This window comes from Gordonia sp. DT30 (assembly GCF_049844915.1).
Lineage (GTDB): Bacteria > Actinomycetota > Actinomycetes > Mycobacteriales > Mycobacteriaceae > Gordonia.
Window position 1 is genome coordinate 60,848 of the sequence record NZ_JBNCLY010000017.1, and the last position, 17,410, is coordinate 78,257.

The following is a 17,410-nucleotide window of genomic DNA, read 5'->3' on the forward strand; positions in this document are numbered from 1 at the left end:
CACGCGCACACATGGAGGCCGTATACGGCGGCCCGGCGACTGCAGCCGGGCGGCCGGCTTCTGGCTACGGTGTTCGGGAGGGGTGTTCGGGAGGGGGTGATCGGGTGGGTGTCCGGAACACGGCGCGGCTGATGATCCCGATGGCATTGATCGCCGTCGAATTGATCGTGACGATCGCGGCCACCTGGGTGTTCGTCGCCTCGCGCGGTCATTCGCTCACCGCCGCCGAGGTTCCGCCGGATTCGACGGTCGTCGTGCTCGGTTCACTGGTCCGCGACGGTGACCCCGGAGATTACGTGCGGGGTCGCCTCGACACCGCGTTGGCGCTGTACCGGTCTGGTGCGGTACAGCGGATCATCAACTCGGGCAACGGGTCTCCCGACGCGGGCGATGAGCCCGCGGTGATGCGTGCCTATCTGGAGGCGCGTGGCGTGCCGCCGGAGAAGATCGTCGACGACCCCGCGGGCTTCGACACCGCCGACACCTGCCGGCGGCTGCGTGACGTCTACCGAGTCGACCGGCCGGTGCTCCTCACGCAGGACTTCCATGCACCGCGGGCGATAGCGCTGTGCCGCAGTCTCGGGGTCGATGCGAGCGGGGTGGACGCGGGATGCGACTGTTCGGCGATCTCGCTGGCGCGCAACATTGTCCGGGAGACGATGCTGGCGCGTCCTCGGGCACTGCTGACTGCTGTCACCGGTTGGTGAGGCGCGTCGTTCACGCCGATGCGCCGACGACCTTCGCAACCGTGGCGGCGATCGCGGCCTTGCCCGACGGGGTCTCGTGGTAGGGCGCCGGACTCTCGTACCCGTACAGCCACGGGTCGGCGGAGCAGACGCCGTGATCGTGCCCGGCCGTCGACATGCGGACCACCTCGGCGCCGACCGAATTGGCCGCGGTGGCAATGGCTTTGGTCAGTCCGGCGTAGACCGTGAGGGTCTCGGCTCGCTGTTCGGGGCTCAGCGGCAACACGTCACATGTGGCATCGCCGGTGGTCAGGGGCAGGTAGTCGACGAAGACGATGGTCGCCTGCGGCGCACGATCGCGGATGGCCTGCAGGACCCGGTGCAGCGTGGTGCTGAGGTGGGCGAAGTCCGCGGCGGCCGGCGGCGGTGGCGGGCTCGAGTTGCAGTGCTCGGCGCGGGCGCCGACGATCGGCCCGACGGCCCGGCAACTCAACGCCATCAGGCGGCCGACGTAGTGAATGTTGTTGCCGCCGACCGTCAGCGTGACCAGCGACGTGTCCGCGGTGACGGCATCGATCTGTGGCCGGTCCGCGACACCGGGCTGGGCACGGTCGACGATGTCGGCGGTGGTGGCGCCCGAGCAGCTCACGTCGGTGAGTTGCAGACCGAGACTCTGCGCCACCAGGCTCGGATAATTTCCTTCCGAACGGGCGCACCGCATGTCGGTGAGCCGAATCCCGCCCGGGCCGGCCGCGTATGAACTCCCAAGGGCAACATACTTCTTGGTGGGTGCGTTACTCGGGTGGACGATTGTCGACGACACCGTCGACGAGTTCGTGACCGTCGTGGTCGCCGGCACGCCGCAACCGGCACCGAGGCAGGCGGCCGCGATGGCGACGACGATGCGGGCCCCAACGGGCACCGACAATCGACGGGGCCACCACGGCCGGCCCGGTGATGAACCCGATATCACCGTGGTGCGTCACCGGTGATTTGGCAGATCCATTGGCCGTTGGCGTCGATGTAGTGGCCGGGGGCGCCGTTTTGATCGGTGCAGGGCTGGCCGCCCGGGTCGTCGTCGCGCTGGCTGGGTGTCGTGGTATTGACTTGCGGTGCGTCTCCGGTGATTTGGCAGATCCATTGGCCGTTGGCATTGATGTAGTGGCCGGGGGCGCCGTCCTGGTCGGTGCAGGGCTGGCCGCTGCGATTGCCGCCGCCGGCGGGGGTGGTGGTCTGCGGGCCGGGGGCCGGGGCCTGCTGATGGTGAGTCGTCGTCATGGGCGGGGCCGCTGAGGCCGACGAACTCGATACCGAGGCCGACGAGGACGACGGCGCGCTCGAAGAGCTCGAACTGGTGCCCGAGTCGGTTCCGCCGCTGCTACACGCTCCGGCCACGAGCATCAGGGCGAACGCGCCCGTCACGAACACCGATCGATTGATTCTGGTCATCACACCTTCTATGCAGAGCTATCCGGAATGTTACTGGAATGATGGAACGCAAATTGACATTACAATGTCAGCAACCTTGGACGGTGGTGAACAAGAGAAACCTGTGAATCGACAACTGCCGTTTTTGTTTGACTCCGCGGGCGTGTGGACGAGGCTCTGCGAAAGTCATGCACGGTAGGTTGACCGTACCTACTAGCCCAGGACTGTTCACGAGCGAAAGGGTCGAATCGAGGTGCGACTGTTACGACGATGGCGTGCCGCTCTCGTGGTCGCCGCGATTCCGTTGCTGCTGGCGGGTTGTGCGACTGAGGATTCTACGACGCCGACGAGTTCGGCCTCCCCGACATCGGTTGACCGGGACGCGGCCCTGGCCGCGAAGGTTCCGGCCGATATCCGCGCCCGCGGAAAGCTGATCGTGGGCACCGCCATCCCGTATCGGCCGAGCGTGTTCCTCGGTGCCGACGGAAAGCCGACGGGCTTCGAGGTGGAGGTCGTCGATGCCGTCGGCAAGATCCTCGGTCTGACGCCGGGTTACGTCAACACCGACTTTGCATCGATCATCCCAGGGGTGGCCGCCGGAACCTACGACCTCGGAATGCGCTCGATCTTCGATACGAAAGACCGCGAGAAGCAAGTAGACATGGTGACGTACTTCAGCGGGGGAACCCAGTGGGTCCGCCGCGCCGACGACGGCGTGGATCCCAACGACGCATGCGGCAAAAAGGTCGGCGTCGAGAATGGAACCGTCCAGGCCACCACGGAGATCCCCGCGAAATCCCAGTCCTGCACGGTGACCGGCGACCCACCGATCACCGCGACGGGATTCGGCACGCTGGACGACGCGCTGGCGGCACTCAAAGACCGTCGCGTACAGGCGGTCTCGTCCGACTCGCTCGCCGTCTCCTATGCGGTCGCCCAGTCGGCGAACGCCCTGGCGACAGCTGGTGCACCGTTCGACACCGAACCGTATGCGTTGGCGATCCGCAAGGGCTCAGAACTGGCCAAGCCGCTTCAGGCAGCGCTGCAGAAGCTCATCGACACCGGGACGATGCGGGCCATCGCCCACAAGTGGGGACTCGATTCCGGGCTGGTCACCGCTTCGCAGATCAACGGAGCGACGTCATCGTGATCGAATTGCCCACGCGCCGTTGTTCCGCGGTGCTGTTGCCGCTGATCGTGGTCAGCGCATTGCTGGCCGCCGGATGTTCGTCATCGCCGCAGCAGGAGGGTCGGCCGTCGCAGACGGTCACGCCCGTCGGCGCCGGTCCGGCCGCGGGCGATCTGGCCAAGGTGATCGCCTCGTCGAATGTGGATGCGCGCCGGTATCTCTATCCGACGACGACCGGCACCCGTGACGATACCCAGAACTGGGCCGACGTCTTCCTGCCCCGCGGCAACCATCCCGATGGCAGTGTGCCGCTGGTGGTTCTGATCCACGGTGGCTCGTGGCTGTCGACGGTCGGTGCCGATAGCTTCGTTACGTTCTCGCGTCGGTTGGCCGAACGCGGGCTGGCTGTCTATAACGTCGAGTACCGGCGGGTCGGCTCCGGTGGCGGCTGGCCCACGACATTTCAGGACGTGGCCGCGGCCCTGGACTTCGTCCCGGCGATCCAGAAGGCGATTCCGCAGATCGACACCCGCAACGCTGTCGTCGTCGGTCACTCGGCTGGTGGGCAACTGGCCATGTGGGCCGGTACCCGACACAAGCTCGGTACCGGAGAAGTCGGCGCCGACCCGAAGTTCCGTCCCACCAGCGTGGTTTCGCTGGCCGGCCCACTCGATATGCGCAAGGCGGTCGCACTCGGCGACGACCGCGTGGTCCGTGCGCTCGGTGGGCAGCCGTCCCAGGTCCCCGATCGATACGCATCGGTCGACCCGATCCAGAACATCGATCCGGCCACGCCCACCATCGCGATGGCCGGCGCCGAGGACCGGGTGGTTCCGCCGATCCTGTCCGAGACGTATGTGGCCGCCGACCACGCGGCCGGCGGCCGTGCGGTGTTCGTCTTACTGCCCAAGACCGACCACGGGTTGATCGTCGACCCCACCTCGTCGGCCTTTCCGGTGGTGCTCGAAACGATCAGCCGTGCTGCCCACCACGCGGCGGGCTGATCGGCAGCAGCGATGACCTTCGAGTCGGCGACGCGGTGACGCTCAGCCGCGGTCGGTCCGCCGGCCGAAGGTGAGCGGCAGCCGTGGACGTCCGGTGAGATAGGCCGAGCCGGGCAGGCGCCGCAGGATCTCGACGAGGAGCAACGAGCCGGCCAGCGTCAGCAGGTAGACGACGAGGGTGCTCCACGGTTCGCCGACGCGAACCAGTATCGCCGGCCGGTCGTTGAGCTGCGGGTACAGGATGAAGAACAGCACCAGCACGTGACAGAGGAACACACTGAACGACCGGTTCGACGCGAATGACACCGCCCGCGCGAATCGCGGGGTGAAGTCGCGCCAGTGTTCGCCCCAGTGTGCGGCGGCCGCGTAGAGGCAGGTCATGGCGACGATGAGGAAGGGCACCAGCGTCGGATAGAACGCAGAGTTGTTGTCGTGGACCGGTTTTCCGTCATACCAGACGCCGTACAGGTAGGTGCCCAGGGCAAGGCCACCGGTCGCGAGCAGCGCCCCGAACAGCCACCATCCTTTGCCGGCGAGCCAACGAGCGACCTCTTCGCGGTGCACGGCCGCGACCGCGCCGTAGAGGATGAAGAACTGATACGGCACGAACGTCGCGTAGTTGTGCCACCAGTAGGGGGCGAATGCCGCGGGCGGCTCCCAGTAGGTGATGGTCACGGTGATCGCGACCTGCACGGCGAGACTGCCCCCAAGAAGCCACCAATGCTTGCCGACAGTCGCTCGCACGAGCCACAGCACCAGTGGGAACAACAGATAGACCTGCAGCATCACGAACAAGAAGTACATCTGGAATCCCGACAGACCCCACATCACGAGTTTGCCGAACTCGCCCATATGTGTCGGCACATCGGCGAGGCGTCCATGGACCCACATGTCCTCGACGAGCCAGTAGATGAACGACCAGATCAGGTACGGGAAGATGACGAGCTTGATGCGCCGGCGCCAGAAGGCGAAGGTCGAGAAGTCCGCCTTGTCGAAGTTCTGATACATCAGAACGAATCCGGTGAGAGCGAAGAAGGTGTTACGGGTGAAGTGCAACGCCAGCGAGGTGGTGTTGACCGGCAGGCTGGTGAACTCGTCGGTGGTCTGGGTCAGGCAGTGGACGAAGATGACCAGTGAGAACGTCGTCGCGCGGATGAGATCAACGTGGTGGAGGTATGCCCGCCGGGGACGCTGACCACGAGCGGGAGCCGGTGTCTGCGTCGTGTGCTGCACGCCGGATGTGGTCGCGCGCGTGAGTGCTGTCGTCATACCTCAACTCTCGAACGGCTGCTCAGGACGGTTCCTCGACGGCCTTCTGATGGTCCGCGGGCGCCCCGGCGATGGTTGGGGCGCGGCTCCGCGCCCGAAATGGCCGTGATCTATCCGTGATCAAGCGTCACACTATCAGCGCAACCTTGTGACTCGCTGAGACGTATCTGGATAGCTGTCCCTTGGTGGGTGGGCACGCCCGAAACGCTCGAATCGGACAATTGACCCACGTCTGGTCGTCGTCACACTGCGCTATCGCACTGCGTCGCATTCCGCCGTGGCGTGATCCGACCACTTATGATCACTGATCGGCATTGTGCCCCCGGAGCCCGCGCACCGCCTTGACGATCTCGTCGACCAGTCGGGGAAAGGTCGTCGAGGTCGGCGAGACGATCGATGAATGTGTCTGTCCGGCAAAGACCATCAGGCGTGCATGACCGCCGGCGGCGTTGTCGGCGGCCACATAGTCCTGTGTGAGGATCGCCGGGACCGTGGTGTCGCGACTGCCGATCACCGCGATCACCGGCACCTGCGGGTCGAGATTCTGGAACGGGTCGACCGCCGCATACCGTCGGGGCACCTGCCCCGGGCTCCCGCCGAGCACCTGCACCACGTTGCGATCACCGAGCGCGGCGGCGCGCCGCATGTCGAGGGGGCCCGAAATCGAGAAGGCGAGTGCCGGCCGGTACCGCACAGGCACGCCGATGGCGTCGGCAGTGCGGTGATCGCGGGTGGCGCTCCACACGGCCAGCTGTGCCCCGGCCGAGTGGCCGACCACCACGGACCGTTGGGCGTCGATGACCGGATAGCGGTTCGCGACGGCGGGGATGTCGTTGATCGCGGCGGCCACGTCGGAGAAGGTCGTAGACCAGCCGCCGCCGCTGCCCACTCGTCGGTATTCGACGTTGAGAACTGCCACCCCGCGGTCGGCAACGGTGGCCGCGAACACCGCGAAGCTGGCCGCGCTGATGCGGTTGCGCCACGCCCCGCCGTGGATGAGCACGACGAGCGGAAGACGACCCGGGCGGTGGGTGGGCAGATACAGATCCATCCAGTTCTGGGTGGGATCGGCCTTACCTGCGGGCACCGGGTAATCGATACGCGCAACCTCGACGCCCTGGGGTGGGGCGGGAACGGCGGCCGGAGCGCTCGCACGCTGCCCGCCCGCGCATGCCGTCAGTCCGATCACCATGCTCGCGACGACGAGCGCGTACGCAGCCCGCGACCACGAACGCGCGACTCGGGATCGCGGGCCGCAGGCTCGCTCGATGTGCACCTGATCATTGTGGCGTGAAACCCGGTCACGGCGCCCATCGGAGGGCGAGAAGTCCGTCATGTGGTACCCACAAGGTCATCACAATTCAGGAGGACATCGATGCGAGGTAGGGGCTGGGGTCTGGCGGACGCGCCCACGCAGCGCGGACGGTTGGCCGTGGTGACCGGCGCCAACACGGGCATCGGGCTCGAAACAGCGCGCCAATTGGCCCGACTCGGCGCACGCGTGGTGTTGGCGTGCCGTAACCCTGACCTGGCGGCCGCGGCCCGCGAGGACATCGCTGCGAGTGTGCCCGGCGCCGACCTCGACATTGCGCGCCTGGACCTGAGCGACCTCTCGTCGGTGCAAGACTGCGCCGACAGGTTGTGTGCCGACCATCCGGTCATCGACCTCGTCGTCAACAACGCCGGCGTGATGCGCCAGCGTCGCGAATTGACCCGCGACGGCTTCGAGATGGACTTCGCCACCAACTTCCTAGGTCACTTCGCGCTCAACGGTCTGCTGCTCGGTGCGGTATCGGCCGCTGCCGGTGGCCGATTCGTCACCGTCGGATCGACGGTGTACCGCGCCGGCATCATCGATTTCGAGGACCTGACCATGGAGCGCGGATTCACCCCCGCGCGCGCCTACGCCCGCGCCAAGCTTGCTCAACTGGTGTACGCGGTGCAATTACAACGTCGGCTGGCACGGCGCGCCGGCCCGGCTCCGATGTCGGTGGCGGCTCATCCCGGTGCGACGCAATCCGGCGTCATGCGGGATCAGCAGGCAGTCTTGCGCTGGCTGTTCACCACACCATCGCTGCGATGGATTCGGCGCACCTTCATCATGGAGGCTGCCGGCGGAGCGCTGATCACCGTACGCGCCGCGACCGATCCGGCCGTGCTGGGAGGCCAGTACTACGGCCCGCGGGGCCCGATGGGCTTGAGTGGTCCGCCCGTCCAGTCGTCGCTGGCCGAGAAGGCCACTGATCCCGTTCTCGGACAACAGCTGTGGGAGACCGCAGAAAAGCTCACGGGCGTGCATTTCGACCTGTGACGCCGGCCTGAAGACTTCAGGTGGAATCGAACCACGGGCGACGCAGGACGCGGACGGCTACATTGACGCAATGCCGACACATGCTCTCGCGAAGGGCGCGAATGTGCGCGTCGCCGAGATCTTCGGTGACCCCGCCCCACAACTGGATATACGTATCAGCGCGACGCCTGGCGAAAGCCTCCGAGCCGTCGATGCGAGCGTGCTCGTCCTGGGTTCCGGTGGAAACGTTCAATCTGCGGATGACCTCGTTTTCTACAACCAGCCGAACGCACTGGATGGTGCAGTGCGTCTGGTGGGTGACGACGGTACTGGGGACAACGAGGATGGGAGCGACGATCTCGGCGGCAGGCTGCAGATCGACGTGGCGCGGCTCCCGGACCCGATCGACCGCCTGATCGTCGCCGCGAGTGCGGATTCCGAGTCGGGTGAGGATTTCGGACTGGTGAAATCGCTGGAAATGACTGTGAGTCTTGGCAGCGGCGAGTCCGATGAATCTGCGTACCTCCGCAGCGAACTGGACGGGTTCACCGATGAACGCGCGCTGATCGTGGCCGAACTGTACCGGCACGAGAGCGGCTGGAAGTTTCGGGCGGTGGGGCAGGGATACGCGGGCGGGTTGGCGGCCCTTGTCACCGACTTTGGCGTAGAAGTCGACGACCCGGGGTGATTCGTTGCAGCCGGAAGCAGTCGATTCGCGGGAGGCGTCGGTCGTCGACGAGTCGGGAGGGACCGGTGAGGATACGAGCGTCACCGACGAGAATCGGGTGAGTATTCGTCGGCGGAAGCGAGTGGCGCGCATCGCCGCAGACTGGCGTACCCGGCATTCGCCATACCTCGTCTCGCCGGAGAATGCGGATGGCTGGACGCGTGCTCGACTGTTCCCCGCAGTGCGGTCGTCGACGACCACCGAGCAGGAAATGCGTGCGGCGTCGGTCGCACTCGCGGTCATGGCGATCGTGCCGGAACTGGGCAAGCAGATCGTCGGGCTGGTCGGTGGGCCACGCGGAAAAATCGAGTGTTACACCGAGGTCCGGTTCACCCACGCAGACCAAGACCTCAGACCGGATGGCTTGATACGGGTCACTCGAGGTGACAAGCAATGGACGGCTTTGGTCGAGGTCAAGACGGGCAAGGGTGTTATGAAGGCCGAGCAGATCGATGCCTACCTGAAGCTCGCCCGGGTCAAGAGCTTCGACGCCGTGGTCACCGTCAGTTGCGACATCATGCCTGCGCCCGACGAACTTCCCGTGGCTGTCGATGCGCGTCACACTCGATCTGTTGCGTTGCAACATATTTCATGGGAGGAAATACTTGCTGCGGCCGCACTGGTCAGCGCACACGGCGGAGTCGATGACCGAACACGAGCAGGCGTTCTGGCCGAGTTCCTGCGATATGGGTGCGACTCGAGATCTGGCATGTGCAGCTTCGACGACATGGGGAAGCACTGGGTCAAGGTCAGAAGCGGCGTCAAGGACAGCACGTTGTCGCCGGGTGAGGTCGCCACGGCAGAGATCTGCCGCCGGTTCGATCAACTCGGCATGCACCTTGCTCTTCAACTCAGTGCCCTGACCGGGCAGCAAGTCACCGCCCGGGGCGCCAGCGCGCACGTCGACGCGGTAAGTCGTGCGAAGCAGCTCGCGGATTCGGGTGAGTTGTTCGGGACATTGCGGATTCCGGGCACTGTCTCGCTCGTCGTCTATCACGCGAACCTGGCCCGCGAGCGAATCAGCTGTTCGATGACGATGCCGGCTCCACGATCGGGTCGGCCGGTCACCAAGGTCAACTGGTTGATCCGGCAGCTCGACGAGGCCCCACCGGCCCTGCGCGTTACGGGGCATCAATTGGGTAGCCGCACGGAGTCGGCTTCGGCGCTACTCGGCGGACTTCGAGACGACGTGGCGGCGATCCTTCCCCCAGCAGGCAAGGACATCCGTGAATTCACCATGACGATGGAAGTGGCGATGGGATCGAAGCGATCCACGGACAAAGGGTTTGTCCATGCGATGACCAACCTCGTCAACGACTTCTATGAGGCGGTCGTGGCCTCGGTGAAACCGGCCCCGCGAACATGAGCGGCCCGCAGTCGTCGCCGATGGCAACCGCCGCCGACCGGGTTACGGCCGGTATCGGCCGGCCCTACCCACCGACGGCTCGGCGACTCCGAGGGCTGACCGCCGGTAGATGGATCGGTCGTCGGACTCTGAAGAAAATCTGGGAGTCAGCATGTATGGTCGGCTTGCATCAGTGAAAAGGGAGGATCACCATGATCGACAATTTCTTGTGGAACGCAATTCAGTCGAACGAAACACTGCTCACCACACTGCAATTCATTTTCAGTGGCGTAAAGTAGTTCGCTCTGCGGAAATGCCCCGACACGCCTGGTGATCGGGGCATTTCGCTGTGGTGCCGACCTCGGCAGATCGACGTCAGGACTGGACCGTGCCGTCGTCTGCCTCGGCGATCTCGGCGCGGACCGCTGCCATGTCGAGACCCTCGACGGCCTCGATCAGCTGCTCCACCTGTGCGGCGGGCAGGGCACCGGCCTGATTGAAGACGAGGACGCCATCACGGAAGGCCATCAGCGTCGGGATCGAGCGGATGCCGAGGCTGCCGGCGAGTTGATCCTGCGCCTCGGTATCGATCTTGCCGAAGGTGATGTCGGGGTGGTTGTCGGCCGCCGCCTCGAAGACAGGTGCGAACTGACGGCACGGTCCGCACCAGCCGGCCCAGAAGTCGAGCAGAACGATGCCCTCCTGCTCCACGGTCGCAGGGAAGTTCTCGAGAGTGATCTCCTGTGTACGCATGTGCGTTCCAATGAACGCCCTGCAGGGCATATTCCCCACACCGGTTCCGCATGGCGGCTTGCGCCCAGCTCGCGTCGAACTGCTGACCATCGGGGCCACCGGCCCCAGCGGCGTACGAAAATATATTCGGCCTGGTGCCGACGGTAAGGTGAGTCGGTGCAATTCGCCCCAGACGACCCGACGTCGGACGAGTCTGAGGCCGATGACCTCTCGTCAGTGCCGCTCAAGCGCACGCCCACCCAGTCGCGGTCGCGGGACAAGGTCAGCCGCGCGCTCGCCGCTGCCGACCGGATCGCCGTCAGTGAAGGCGTCGACGCACTCACTCTGACCCGGGTGGCCGAGGAGGCCGGTCTGTCGGTCGGTGCCCTGCACCAGTATCTGCCCGACCGTGACGCCATCGCGGTGGCGTTGGTGGCCCGCTACCACGAGCGCATCGAGAGCCTGATGGACGATGTGATCGACCAGATCGAGGTCGAGCGGATCGCCGACCCGGTCGCCGCGGTGATCGACCACATCGCGAGCATCTACGCCGACGAGCGCATCGTGCGCATCGTGGGGTCGATCGCACGGCTGCCCGGCGACCCCGGCCGGGCGCACAAGGCGCGGATGGCCGTCAAGGTCTGCGAGCTGATGCATGCCTGCGGCCTGACGGGCTGCGATATCACCGTCGCCCGCACCGTCTTCGCCGCGGCCGACGCGGTGATGCGCGAGGCTTTCGACGGCACTGGTGACGACGGATCACCTGAGCCCGACGGTGCCCTGCTGGCCGAGCTCGAGATCATGATCCGGGCGTATCTGGATCAGTACTGATCTCCGGCGGTTGACGAGCGTCCCAGGTGGTGTCGCCGACGACCTCCAGCGCCGACAAGCCGATGAGCAGTGCCCGTAGGCCGAGCAGTAGGCTTTCCACCTCGGCGCCATCGGGATTGGCGATGCGATGCAAGGAGAATCCGTCGATCATCGCGAGCATCGCGTCGGCCGCCAGTGGATTGGCGACACCACCGGCGCGCAGCGCGCGCCTCGCCACCTTGCGCGTGGCCTCGATGATCGCGACGACGCGGCCGCGCAGATCTGGTTTCCGGGACGCATACAGATAGATCTCGAATTGTGCGACGGTGTGTGGATCGTGTTCGTGACGGATGAAGTCCGCGAAGTTGGCGATCAGTCGTCCGGCCGAGGTCGCCTCGTCGGCGACCGCACCCTCGAGTTCGCCGAGACGAGCGACCTCGCGGTCCATCGCCTCGGTCACCGCCTCGCCCATCAGCTCGTCGATCGATTCGAAGAAGTAGCTCGTCGACGACGGCGGCAACCCGGCCGCCGCGGCCACCGCCCGATGCGTGACCGCCGCCGTCCCCTGTGCGGCCATGATCTCGATGGTCGCGTCGAGTAGCTTTTGGCGTCGTTGCCGGCTGCGTCCGCGGACGCCGCGTTCGCCGGGCTGGCTGGTGCTCATCGAATTGCCAACTCTAAGAGGGGCTCTGCGCCGGTTGCCGGCGTGTGGTGTCGATCCGTCGCGCCAAGGGGATCACCGCGATGAGGCCCGCCGCAGGGATGAGGAAAGCTACGCCGATCCCCGAGCCCGACGCGATGGCGCCGATGATCACCGCACCCAGGATCACGCCGGCGTAGTTGAACAGGTTCACGCGCGCGATGACCTCGTCGCGGCGCGCGGGCAGGATGCGTCCGGCGGCGGCAAAGGTCACCGGGATGAGGATGCCACCGCCGACGCCCGCGATGGCCAGCCCCACGATCGCGCCGGGGAAGGCCGGGACGGCCGCGATCACCACGCACCCGACGACACCGATGCCCACCGCACTCAGCGCGAGCCGTACGACGCCGACCCGCATCTCGAGGCGGTCGGTCACCAGCCGCGACAGCAACGTGGTCACCTGATACATCGCATAGCCGAGCGGGGCGAGGTTCGCCAGGTTGTCGAAGGCGTTGGTGAGGTAGACGGTGCTCCACGTCGAGACCGCCGAATCGAGCATGTAGATCGCCATCAACGTGCTACCGACCAGCCAGATTGCCCTACGCGGCAACGGAGTCCGCGCTCGCGGGGAGTCGTCAGCGGCGTCGGTCGGCCGGGAGGCGGTCTGCTCGTGTGCCAGTTCCCGAGACGGATCGAGTCCGACGATGCCGAAGACCGCCACGCCGACCTGGACCACCGCAGCGGTCAACAGCGCCCCGACGGCGCCGCCCGCGGTGGACAGAAAGGCGCTCATGGCCACCGCGCCCAGCGCGGCGGCGGCGGTATAGGCGGCGTAGAACCTGCCCAGATGTGGTGTTGCGGTACGCGCCTCGAGCATCGTGCCCTGCATGTTCGCCGCGGCATCCATGGTGCCCAGCCCGATTCCGTACACCACCACCGCTGCGATGAACACACCGAAGGCCGGGGCGAACGCCATCGTCGCGACGGCCACCGCCTGCACGGCCAGGGCGGTGCACACCGCGACCCGGCTGCCCCGGCGAACCGCGACCAGGTCGGCGGCGACAGATCCGATGCCGGCCATGACGCAGGTACCGAGCAGGATCACCGAGATCCCCATATCGTCGATACCCCAGGTGTCCTGGAACGACGGCAAGGCGGTCATGACCGCGGCATAGCCGAGTCCCTGTGCCGCGTACCCGCAGGCCACCGCGGCCTTGCGGATCGGTAGCGCGGGCAGCCCGTCGACCATGCCCGGCCCCATCGGAGTGATCTGCATGCGTGTCCCCTGTCGATGTGCGATTCATTATCACCGGTGCCGTCACATCGCGATCATCGAGGCAGTGTTCCGGGGGTACCGCCCGGTCAGGGCAGCTCGAACTGTCCGGCGGGCGGGGTGAGCGCTGCCGAGGTGTCCTTGAGGGTCACGCCCGAGGCGCCCAGCCGGCGCGCGCCGGTGGCGAGGGCGGCGACGATCCGCGCCGCATCACCATAGCCGAGACCGTCGGGCGGATGGATGTTGGAGATGCAATTGCGTTGCGAGTCAACACGTCCCGGCTTCGGTGCGTAGGTCAGATAGATGCCGAGGCTGTCGGCGACCGACAATCCCGGTCGCTCGCCGATGATGACGATCACCATCTCGACACCGAGCGCCGCGCCGATGTGATCGCCGAGTGCCACCCGGGCCCCGGTCGCGATCACCGGGGCGGCGATCGAGAAGTGTGGTGCGAGAGCCGATGTGAGTGAATCCACCAGCGCGACGGCGTGCGCATCGACGGCGGCCGCCGACAACCCGTCGGCGACGACGATCCCGATGTCGGCACCCGTCGGCTGCACCGACGACAGATCCGCAGGTAGCCGGCCGAGGTCGGGGCGCCGCAGGTATTCGGCGCGCGAACCCGCCTGGCTGCGCACCACCACGGGACCACCGAAACCCAACTCCTGCAGACCTTTGCCGACCGCACCGGTGTCCATGGGGCTGTGTACCGCGTCGCGCGCCGCAGCATGATCGGCGGCAAAGTGTAGGACGTCGTTGGTGGAAACACCGAAGCCGCTGCGATGCAGACCGATTCGGGCCTGAGTCGTCCGACGCAGCGGCTCCCACGGGTCGGCGACCGGCAACGGATCGTCGGCGGTCATGAGGCCAGCCCGCGCAGTGGGGACATGTGTGGATCGAGGGGGATCACCCGGCCGCCCTCGTCGGCCATCCCGATGCTCTGCATCCAGGCCTCGAATTCGGGTGCGGCACGCAGCCCCAGCACCTCGCGCAGGTAGAGCGCGTCGTGGAAGGACAGGCTCTGATAGCCGAGCATGACGTCGTCGGCGCCGGGGACCGTGATCACGAAGGAGACCCCGGCCAGCCCGAGCAGACTCAGCAAGGTGTCCATGTCGTTCTGGTCGGCCTCGGCATGATTGGTGTAGCAGACGTCCACACCCATCGGCAGTCCGAGCAGCTTTCCGCAGAAGTGATCCTCGAGGCCGGCGCGGATGATCTGCTTGCCGTCGAACAGATACTCCGGGCCGATGAATCCGACGACGGTGTTCACCAGCAACGGGTCCAGGGCCCGCGCGACGGCGTAGGCGCGAGCCTCCAACGTCTGCTGATCGACCGGCCGCCCGCCGGTGCCCAGGTGCGCGCCCGCCGACAACGCCGACCCCTGGCCGGTCTCCAGGTACATCACGTTCTCGCCGACCGTGCCGCGGCCCAGTGATTTTCCCGCCTCGTTGGCCTCGGTCAGCATGGCGAGGTCGACACCGAAACCGCGATTGGCCGCCTCGGTGCCCGCGACCGACTGGAAGACCAGGTCGACGGGGGCTCCTTGCTCGATGAGGCCGATGGTGGTGGTGACGTGGGCGAGGACGCACGACTGCATCGGGATGGCGAACCGGGTGCGGACGTCGTCGAGCAACCGCAGCAGGGTCGCGGTCGCGTGTGGGGAGTCGGTGGCCGGATTGATGCCGACCACCGCGTCGCCACAGCCGAGCAGCAGTCCGTCGAGCAGAGCTGCTGCGATGCCGCGCGGATCGTCGGTCGGATGGTTGGGCTGCAGCCGGGTGGACAGTCGCCCGGGCAAGCCGATGGTGGTGCGGAATGCCGAGGTCACCTCGATGCGCCTGGCCACCGCGATCAGGTCCTGGTTGCGCATCAGCTTGCTCACGGCCGCAACCATTTCCGGGGTGAGGCCGCGCGTCACCGACCGCAGTCGTCGGCCGCCGGACTCGTCGCCGGCCTGCTCGAGGAGCCAGTCGCGCAGTCCGCCGACGGTCAGATGCGACACCGGCGCGAAGGCGTCCGCGTCGTGTGTGTCGATGATCAGCCGCGTGACCTCGTCGGACTCGTAGGGCACCACCAGCTGCTCGAGGAACACCGTCAACGGCAGATCGGCGAGCACCCACGACGCGGCCGCACGTTCGGCGTCGGATTCGGCGGCGCATCCGGCGAGTTCGTCACCCGAGCGCGCCGGGGTGGCCTTGGCCAGCACCTCGGTGAGATCGGCGAACCGATGGGTGTGCCCGCGCAGGGTCTGACGGTAGGTCACGGGAATTCCTCTTCGCGTCGGCGATGGTGTCGAACGCTTCGACGGCAGTGGCGAAGACGGGCCGGTGCGGGCCCTGCAGATCAACGTAGTCCATCGACCCGGCGAACACGATCGGACAACCCGCCCGCACACCGTGGCCGGTGCGGCTACCCTCGGAATCGAGGTGCTCGAGTAATGGGGCACCCCGCGCCCGTTCTTCGGGAAGCGGTCCGGCGCCGCGCCCCGGTGCCGGAGGCAACTGACAATCGGGTCCGGCCGGTTCTGTCCGGGCCACCGCCGTGGGAGGCGATATGTCCGAGAACAACGATTTCTACACGACCAGCGATTCGGGCGCTCCGGCAGGCAGTGACGAACATTCCCTGACCGTCGGCGCCGGTGGGCCCATCGTCCTGCATGATCACTACCTCATCGAACAGATGGCGCAGTTCAACCGGGAACGCATTCCCGAGCGGCAGCCGCACGCCAAGGGCAGTGGTGCGTTCGGCACCTTCGAGACCACCGCCGACGTCACCGACCACACCTGCGCGGGATTGTTCCAGCCGGGCGTGAAGACGGAGATGGTGGCGAGATTCTCCACCGTCGCCGGGGAACGGGGCAGCCCCGACACCTGGCGCGACCCGCGCGGATTCGCGCTCAAGTTCTACACCGACGAGGGCAACTACGACATGGTCGGCAACAACACGCCGGTCTTCTTCGTCAAGGATCCGCTCAAGTTCCAGCACTTCATCCGGTCACAGAAACGCCGCGCCGACAACAATCTTCGCGATCACGACATGCAGTGGGACTTCTGGACGTTGTCGCCGGAAACGGCGCATCAGGTGACCTGGCTGATGGGCGATCGCGGCATCCCGAAGACGTGGCGCCACATGAACGGTTACAGCTCACACACGTACATGTGGGTCAACGCGCAGGGTGTGAAGTCGTGGGTGAAATACCACTTCATCTCCGATCAGGGAGTCGAGTACTTCACCCAGGACGAGGGCGATCAGATGGCGTCGGCAGATACCGACTTCCACACCCGCGATCTGTTCGAATCCATTGCGGCGGGCAATTATCCGAGCTGGACGCTCAAGGTGCAGATCATGCCCTACGACGACGCGACGTCCTACCGGTTCAACCCGTTCGATCTCACCAAGGTGTGGCCGCACAGCGACTACCCGCTGCACGAGGTGGGCCGGATGACGTTGCACACCAACCCCACCGACAACCACACCCAGATCGAGCAGGCCGCCTTCGAGCCGAACAACGTCGTCCCCGGCATCGGTTTCAGCCCCGACCGCATGCTGCTCGGCCGGGTCTTCTCCTACTCCGACGCGCATCGGTACCGCCTGGGTGCGAACTACCGGCAGATTCCGGTCAACGCACCGCGCAACGAGGTGCACTCGTACTCCAAAGACGGTGTGATGCGCATCAATCCGGTGACCGACCCGGTCTACGCGCCCAACTCCAAGGGCGGGCCGGCGGCGACGTTCTCCGGTCAGCCGGAACCGCAATGGGCCGCCGACGGCGAGATCGTCCGCAGCGCGTACACGGATCATCCCGAGGACGACGACTGGGGGCAGCCGGGCACGCTGGTGCGCGAAGTGCTCGACGACGCCGCCCGGGAACGACTGGTGGACAACGTCGTCGGCCATCTGCTCAACGGTGTGTCCGAGCCGGTGCTGGCACGAGCCTTCGAGTACTGGCACCGGATCGATCCCGACGTCGGTGCGCGGATCAAGAAGGGCGTCACGGAGAAGGCCGACGAGCCGGACCCGAAGAAGCAGGCGCAGCACAATCCGGCCCGCTCGTCGATGCAGCGAAAGGCGTAGCGG

Annotated in this window: 18 protein-coding genes; 9 read left to right on the forward strand and 9 right to left on the reverse strand. The window is 66.4% G+C overall.

Translation table 11 applies throughout. The annotated features are described in order from the left end of the window. Nucleotides 1-131: 131 nt before the first annotated feature. Nucleotides 132-707: a SanA/YdcF family protein gene (locus ACLQ3C_RS15785; protein ID WP_425706075.1), complete on the forward strand. Its 576-nt coding sequence runs from the start codon at nt 132-134 to the stop codon at nt 705-707. A gap of 10 nt (nt 708-717) precedes the next feature. Here the strand turns inward: ACLQ3C_RS15785 and ACLQ3C_RS15790 are convergent, their stop codons facing one another. Further along, nucleotides 718-1,608, reverse strand: coding sequence for an SGNH/GDSL hydrolase family protein (locus tag ACLQ3C_RS15790; RefSeq protein ID WP_425706033.1), 891 nt, complete (start codon nt 1,606-1,608; stop codon nt 718-720). A 47-nt stretch (nt 1,609-1,655) separates the two neighbouring features. Continuing rightward, nucleotides 1,656-1,964: a hypothetical protein gene (locus ACLQ3C_RS15795; protein WP_425706034.1), complete on the reverse strand. Its 309-nt coding sequence runs from the start codon at nt 1,962-1,964 to the stop codon at nt 1,656-1,658. Between ACLQ3C_RS15795 and ACLQ3C_RS15800 the strand changes: the two genes are divergently transcribed. Genes ACLQ3C_RS15800 through ACLQ3C_RS15810 form a run of 3 tightly spaced genes read left to right on the forward strand, consistent with a single transcriptional unit; the run spans nt 1,963 to nt 4,247 of the window. After that, nucleotides 1,963-2,313 (forward strand): hypothetical protein, encoded by a 351-nt coding sequence (locus ACLQ3C_RS15800; protein WP_425706035.1) that lies wholly within the window; start codon nt 1,963-1,965, stop codon nt 2,311-2,313. The two genes, ACLQ3C_RS15795 and ACLQ3C_RS15800, sit on opposite strands and share 2 nt — an antisense overlap. A 54-nt stretch (nt 2,314-2,367) precedes the next feature. Further along, nucleotides 2,368-3,264 (forward strand): transporter substrate-binding domain-containing protein, encoded by an 897-nt coding sequence (locus ACLQ3C_RS15805; RefSeq protein WP_425706036.1) that lies wholly within the window; start codon nt 2,368-2,370, stop codon nt 3,262-3,264. Further along, nucleotides 3,261-4,247, forward strand: coding sequence for an alpha/beta hydrolase family protein (locus ACLQ3C_RS15810; RefSeq protein WP_425706037.1), 987 nt, complete (start codon nt 3,261-3,263; stop codon nt 4,245-4,247). Before ACLQ3C_RS15805 ends, ACLQ3C_RS15810 begins: the two co-directional genes overlap by 4 nt. Nucleotides 4,248-4,289: 42 nt before the next feature. Here ACLQ3C_RS15810 and ACLQ3C_RS15815 read toward each other — a convergent pair whose 3' ends face one another. Further along, nucleotides 4,290-5,516, reverse strand: a complete 1,227-nt coding sequence (locus tag ACLQ3C_RS15815; protein ID WP_425706038.1) for an acyltransferase — start codon at nt 5,514-5,516, stop codon at nt 4,290-4,292. 301 nt (nt 5,517-5,817) lie between these two features. Then, complete coding sequence (locus ACLQ3C_RS15820) at nt 5,818-6,792, reverse strand: alpha/beta hydrolase (protein ID WP_425706039.1); 975 nt, start codon at nt 6,790-6,792, stop codon at nt 5,818-5,820. 99 nt (nt 6,793-6,891) lie between these two features. Here ACLQ3C_RS15820 and ACLQ3C_RS15825 point away from each other — a divergent pair, with 99 nt between their 5' ends. The 3 genes from ACLQ3C_RS15825 to ACLQ3C_RS15835 all read left to right on the forward strand — a co-directional run bounded on the left by ACLQ3C_RS15825 (nt 6,892) and on the right by ACLQ3C_RS15835 (nt 9,899). Beyond that, the gene (locus ACLQ3C_RS15825) at nt 6,892-7,827 is read left to right on the forward strand and encodes an oxidoreductase (RefSeq protein ID WP_425706040.1); all 936 of its coding nucleotides are present in this window, start codon (nt 6,892-6,894) and stop codon (nt 7,825-7,827) included. A 70-nt stretch (nt 7,828-7,897) separates the two neighbouring features. Further along, nucleotides 7,898-8,494, forward strand: coding sequence for a TerD family protein (locus ACLQ3C_RS15830; protein ID WP_425706041.1), 597 nt, complete (start codon nt 7,898-7,900; stop codon nt 8,492-8,494). A 4-nt stretch (nt 8,495-8,498) separates the two neighbouring features. After that, nucleotides 8,499-9,899: a TerD family protein gene (locus tag ACLQ3C_RS15835; RefSeq protein ID WP_425706042.1), complete on the forward strand. Its 1,401-nt coding sequence runs from the start codon at nt 8,499-8,501 to the stop codon at nt 9,897-9,899. Nucleotides 9,900-10,253: 354 nt separating this feature from the next. Here the strand turns inward: ACLQ3C_RS15835 and trxA are convergent, their stop codons facing one another. After that, complete coding sequence (gene trxA / locus ACLQ3C_RS15840; RefSeq protein WP_425706043.1) at nt 10,254-10,631, reverse strand: thioredoxin; 378 nt, start codon at nt 10,629-10,631, stop codon at nt 10,254-10,256. A 156-nt stretch (nt 10,632-10,787) separates the two neighbouring features. Between trxA and ACLQ3C_RS15845 the strand changes: the two genes are divergently transcribed. Then, nucleotides 10,788-11,441: a TetR/AcrR family transcriptional regulator gene (locus ACLQ3C_RS15845; protein ID WP_425706044.1), complete on the forward strand. Its 654-nt coding sequence runs from the start codon at nt 10,788-10,790 to the stop codon at nt 11,439-11,441. Here ACLQ3C_RS15845 and ACLQ3C_RS15850 read toward each other — a convergent pair. The 4 genes from ACLQ3C_RS15850 to ACLQ3C_RS15865 all read right to left on the reverse strand — a co-directional run bounded on the left by ACLQ3C_RS15850 (nt 11,410) and on the right by ACLQ3C_RS15865 (nt 15,596). Beyond that, nucleotides 11,410-12,084: a TetR/AcrR family transcriptional regulator gene (locus ACLQ3C_RS15850; RefSeq protein ID WP_425706045.1), complete on the reverse strand. Its 675-nt coding sequence runs from the start codon at nt 12,082-12,084 to the stop codon at nt 11,410-11,412. The two genes, ACLQ3C_RS15845 and ACLQ3C_RS15850, sit on opposite strands and share 32 nt — an antisense overlap. 13 nt (nt 12,085-12,097) lie before the next feature. Then, the gene (locus ACLQ3C_RS15855) at nt 12,098-13,336 is read right to left on the reverse strand and encodes an MFS transporter (RefSeq protein ID WP_425706046.1); all 1,239 of its coding nucleotides are present in this window, start codon (nt 13,334-13,336) and stop codon (nt 12,098-12,100) included. 86 nt (nt 13,337-13,422) lie between these two features. Next, nucleotides 13,423-14,196, reverse strand: a complete 774-nt coding sequence (gene eutC, locus ACLQ3C_RS15860; protein ID WP_425706047.1) for an ethanolamine ammonia-lyase subunit EutC — start codon at nt 14,194-14,196, stop codon at nt 13,423-13,425. Continuing rightward, nucleotides 14,193-15,596 carry an ethanolamine ammonia-lyase subunit EutB gene (locus tag ACLQ3C_RS15865; RefSeq protein ID WP_425706048.1) on the reverse strand — a complete coding sequence of 468 codons (1,404 nt, stop codon included), beginning with the start codon at nt 15,594-15,596 and terminating at the stop codon, nt 14,193-14,195. Before ACLQ3C_RS15865 ends, eutC begins: the two co-directional genes overlap by 4 nt. A gap of 290 nt (nt 15,597-15,886) precedes the next feature. On the opposite strand from ACLQ3C_RS15865, the gene ACLQ3C_RS15870 reads away from it, so the two are divergent. Then, on the forward strand, nt 15,887-17,407 hold the full coding sequence (locus ACLQ3C_RS15870) for a catalase (protein ID WP_425706049.1): 1,521 nt from the start codon (nt 15,887-15,889) through the stop codon (nt 17,405-17,407). Nucleotides 17,408-17,410: the final 3 nt, after the last annotated feature.

Coding starts and splice junctions, on each gene's coding strand:
- ACLQ3C_RS15825 (WP_425706040.1), top strand. CDS start 6,892: ATGCGAGGTAGGGGCTGGGGTCTGGCGGACGCGCCCACGCAGCGCGGA.
- ACLQ3C_RS15850 (WP_425706045.1), bottom strand. CDS start 12,084: ATGAGCACCAGCCAGCCCGGCGAACGCGGCGTCCGCGGACGCAGCCGG.
- ACLQ3C_RS15830 (WP_425706041.1), top strand. CDS start 7,898: ATGCCGACACATGCTCTCGCGAAGGGCGCGAATGTGCGCGTCGCCGAG.
- ACLQ3C_RS15800 (WP_425706035.1), top strand. CDS start 1,963: ATGGGCGGGGCCGCTGAGGCCGACGAACTCGATACCGAGGCCGACGAG.
- ACLQ3C_RS15795 (WP_425706034.1), bottom strand. CDS start 1,964: ATGACGACGACTCACCATCAGCAGGCCCCGGCCCCCGGCCCGCAGACC.
- eutC (WP_425706047.1), bottom strand. CDS start 14,196: ATGACCGCCGACGATCCGTTGCCGGTCGCCGACCCGTGGGAGCCGCTG.
- trxA (WP_425706043.1), bottom strand. CDS start 10,631: ATGCGTACACAGGAGATCACTCTCGAGAACTTCCCTGCGACCGTGGAG.
- ACLQ3C_RS15855 (WP_425706046.1), bottom strand. CDS start 13,336: ATGCAGATCACTCCGATGGGGCCGGGCATGGTCGACGGGCTGCCCGCG.
- ACLQ3C_RS15815 (WP_425706038.1), bottom strand. CDS start 5,516: ATGACGACAGCACTCACGCGCGCGACCACATCCGGCGTGCAGCACACG.
- ACLQ3C_RS15870 (WP_425706049.1), top strand. CDS start 15,887: ATGTCCGAGAACAACGATTTCTACACGACCAGCGATTCGGGCGCTCCG.
- ACLQ3C_RS15785 (WP_425706075.1), top strand. CDS start 132: ATGATCCCGATGGCATTGATCGCCGTCGAATTGATCGTGACGATCGCG.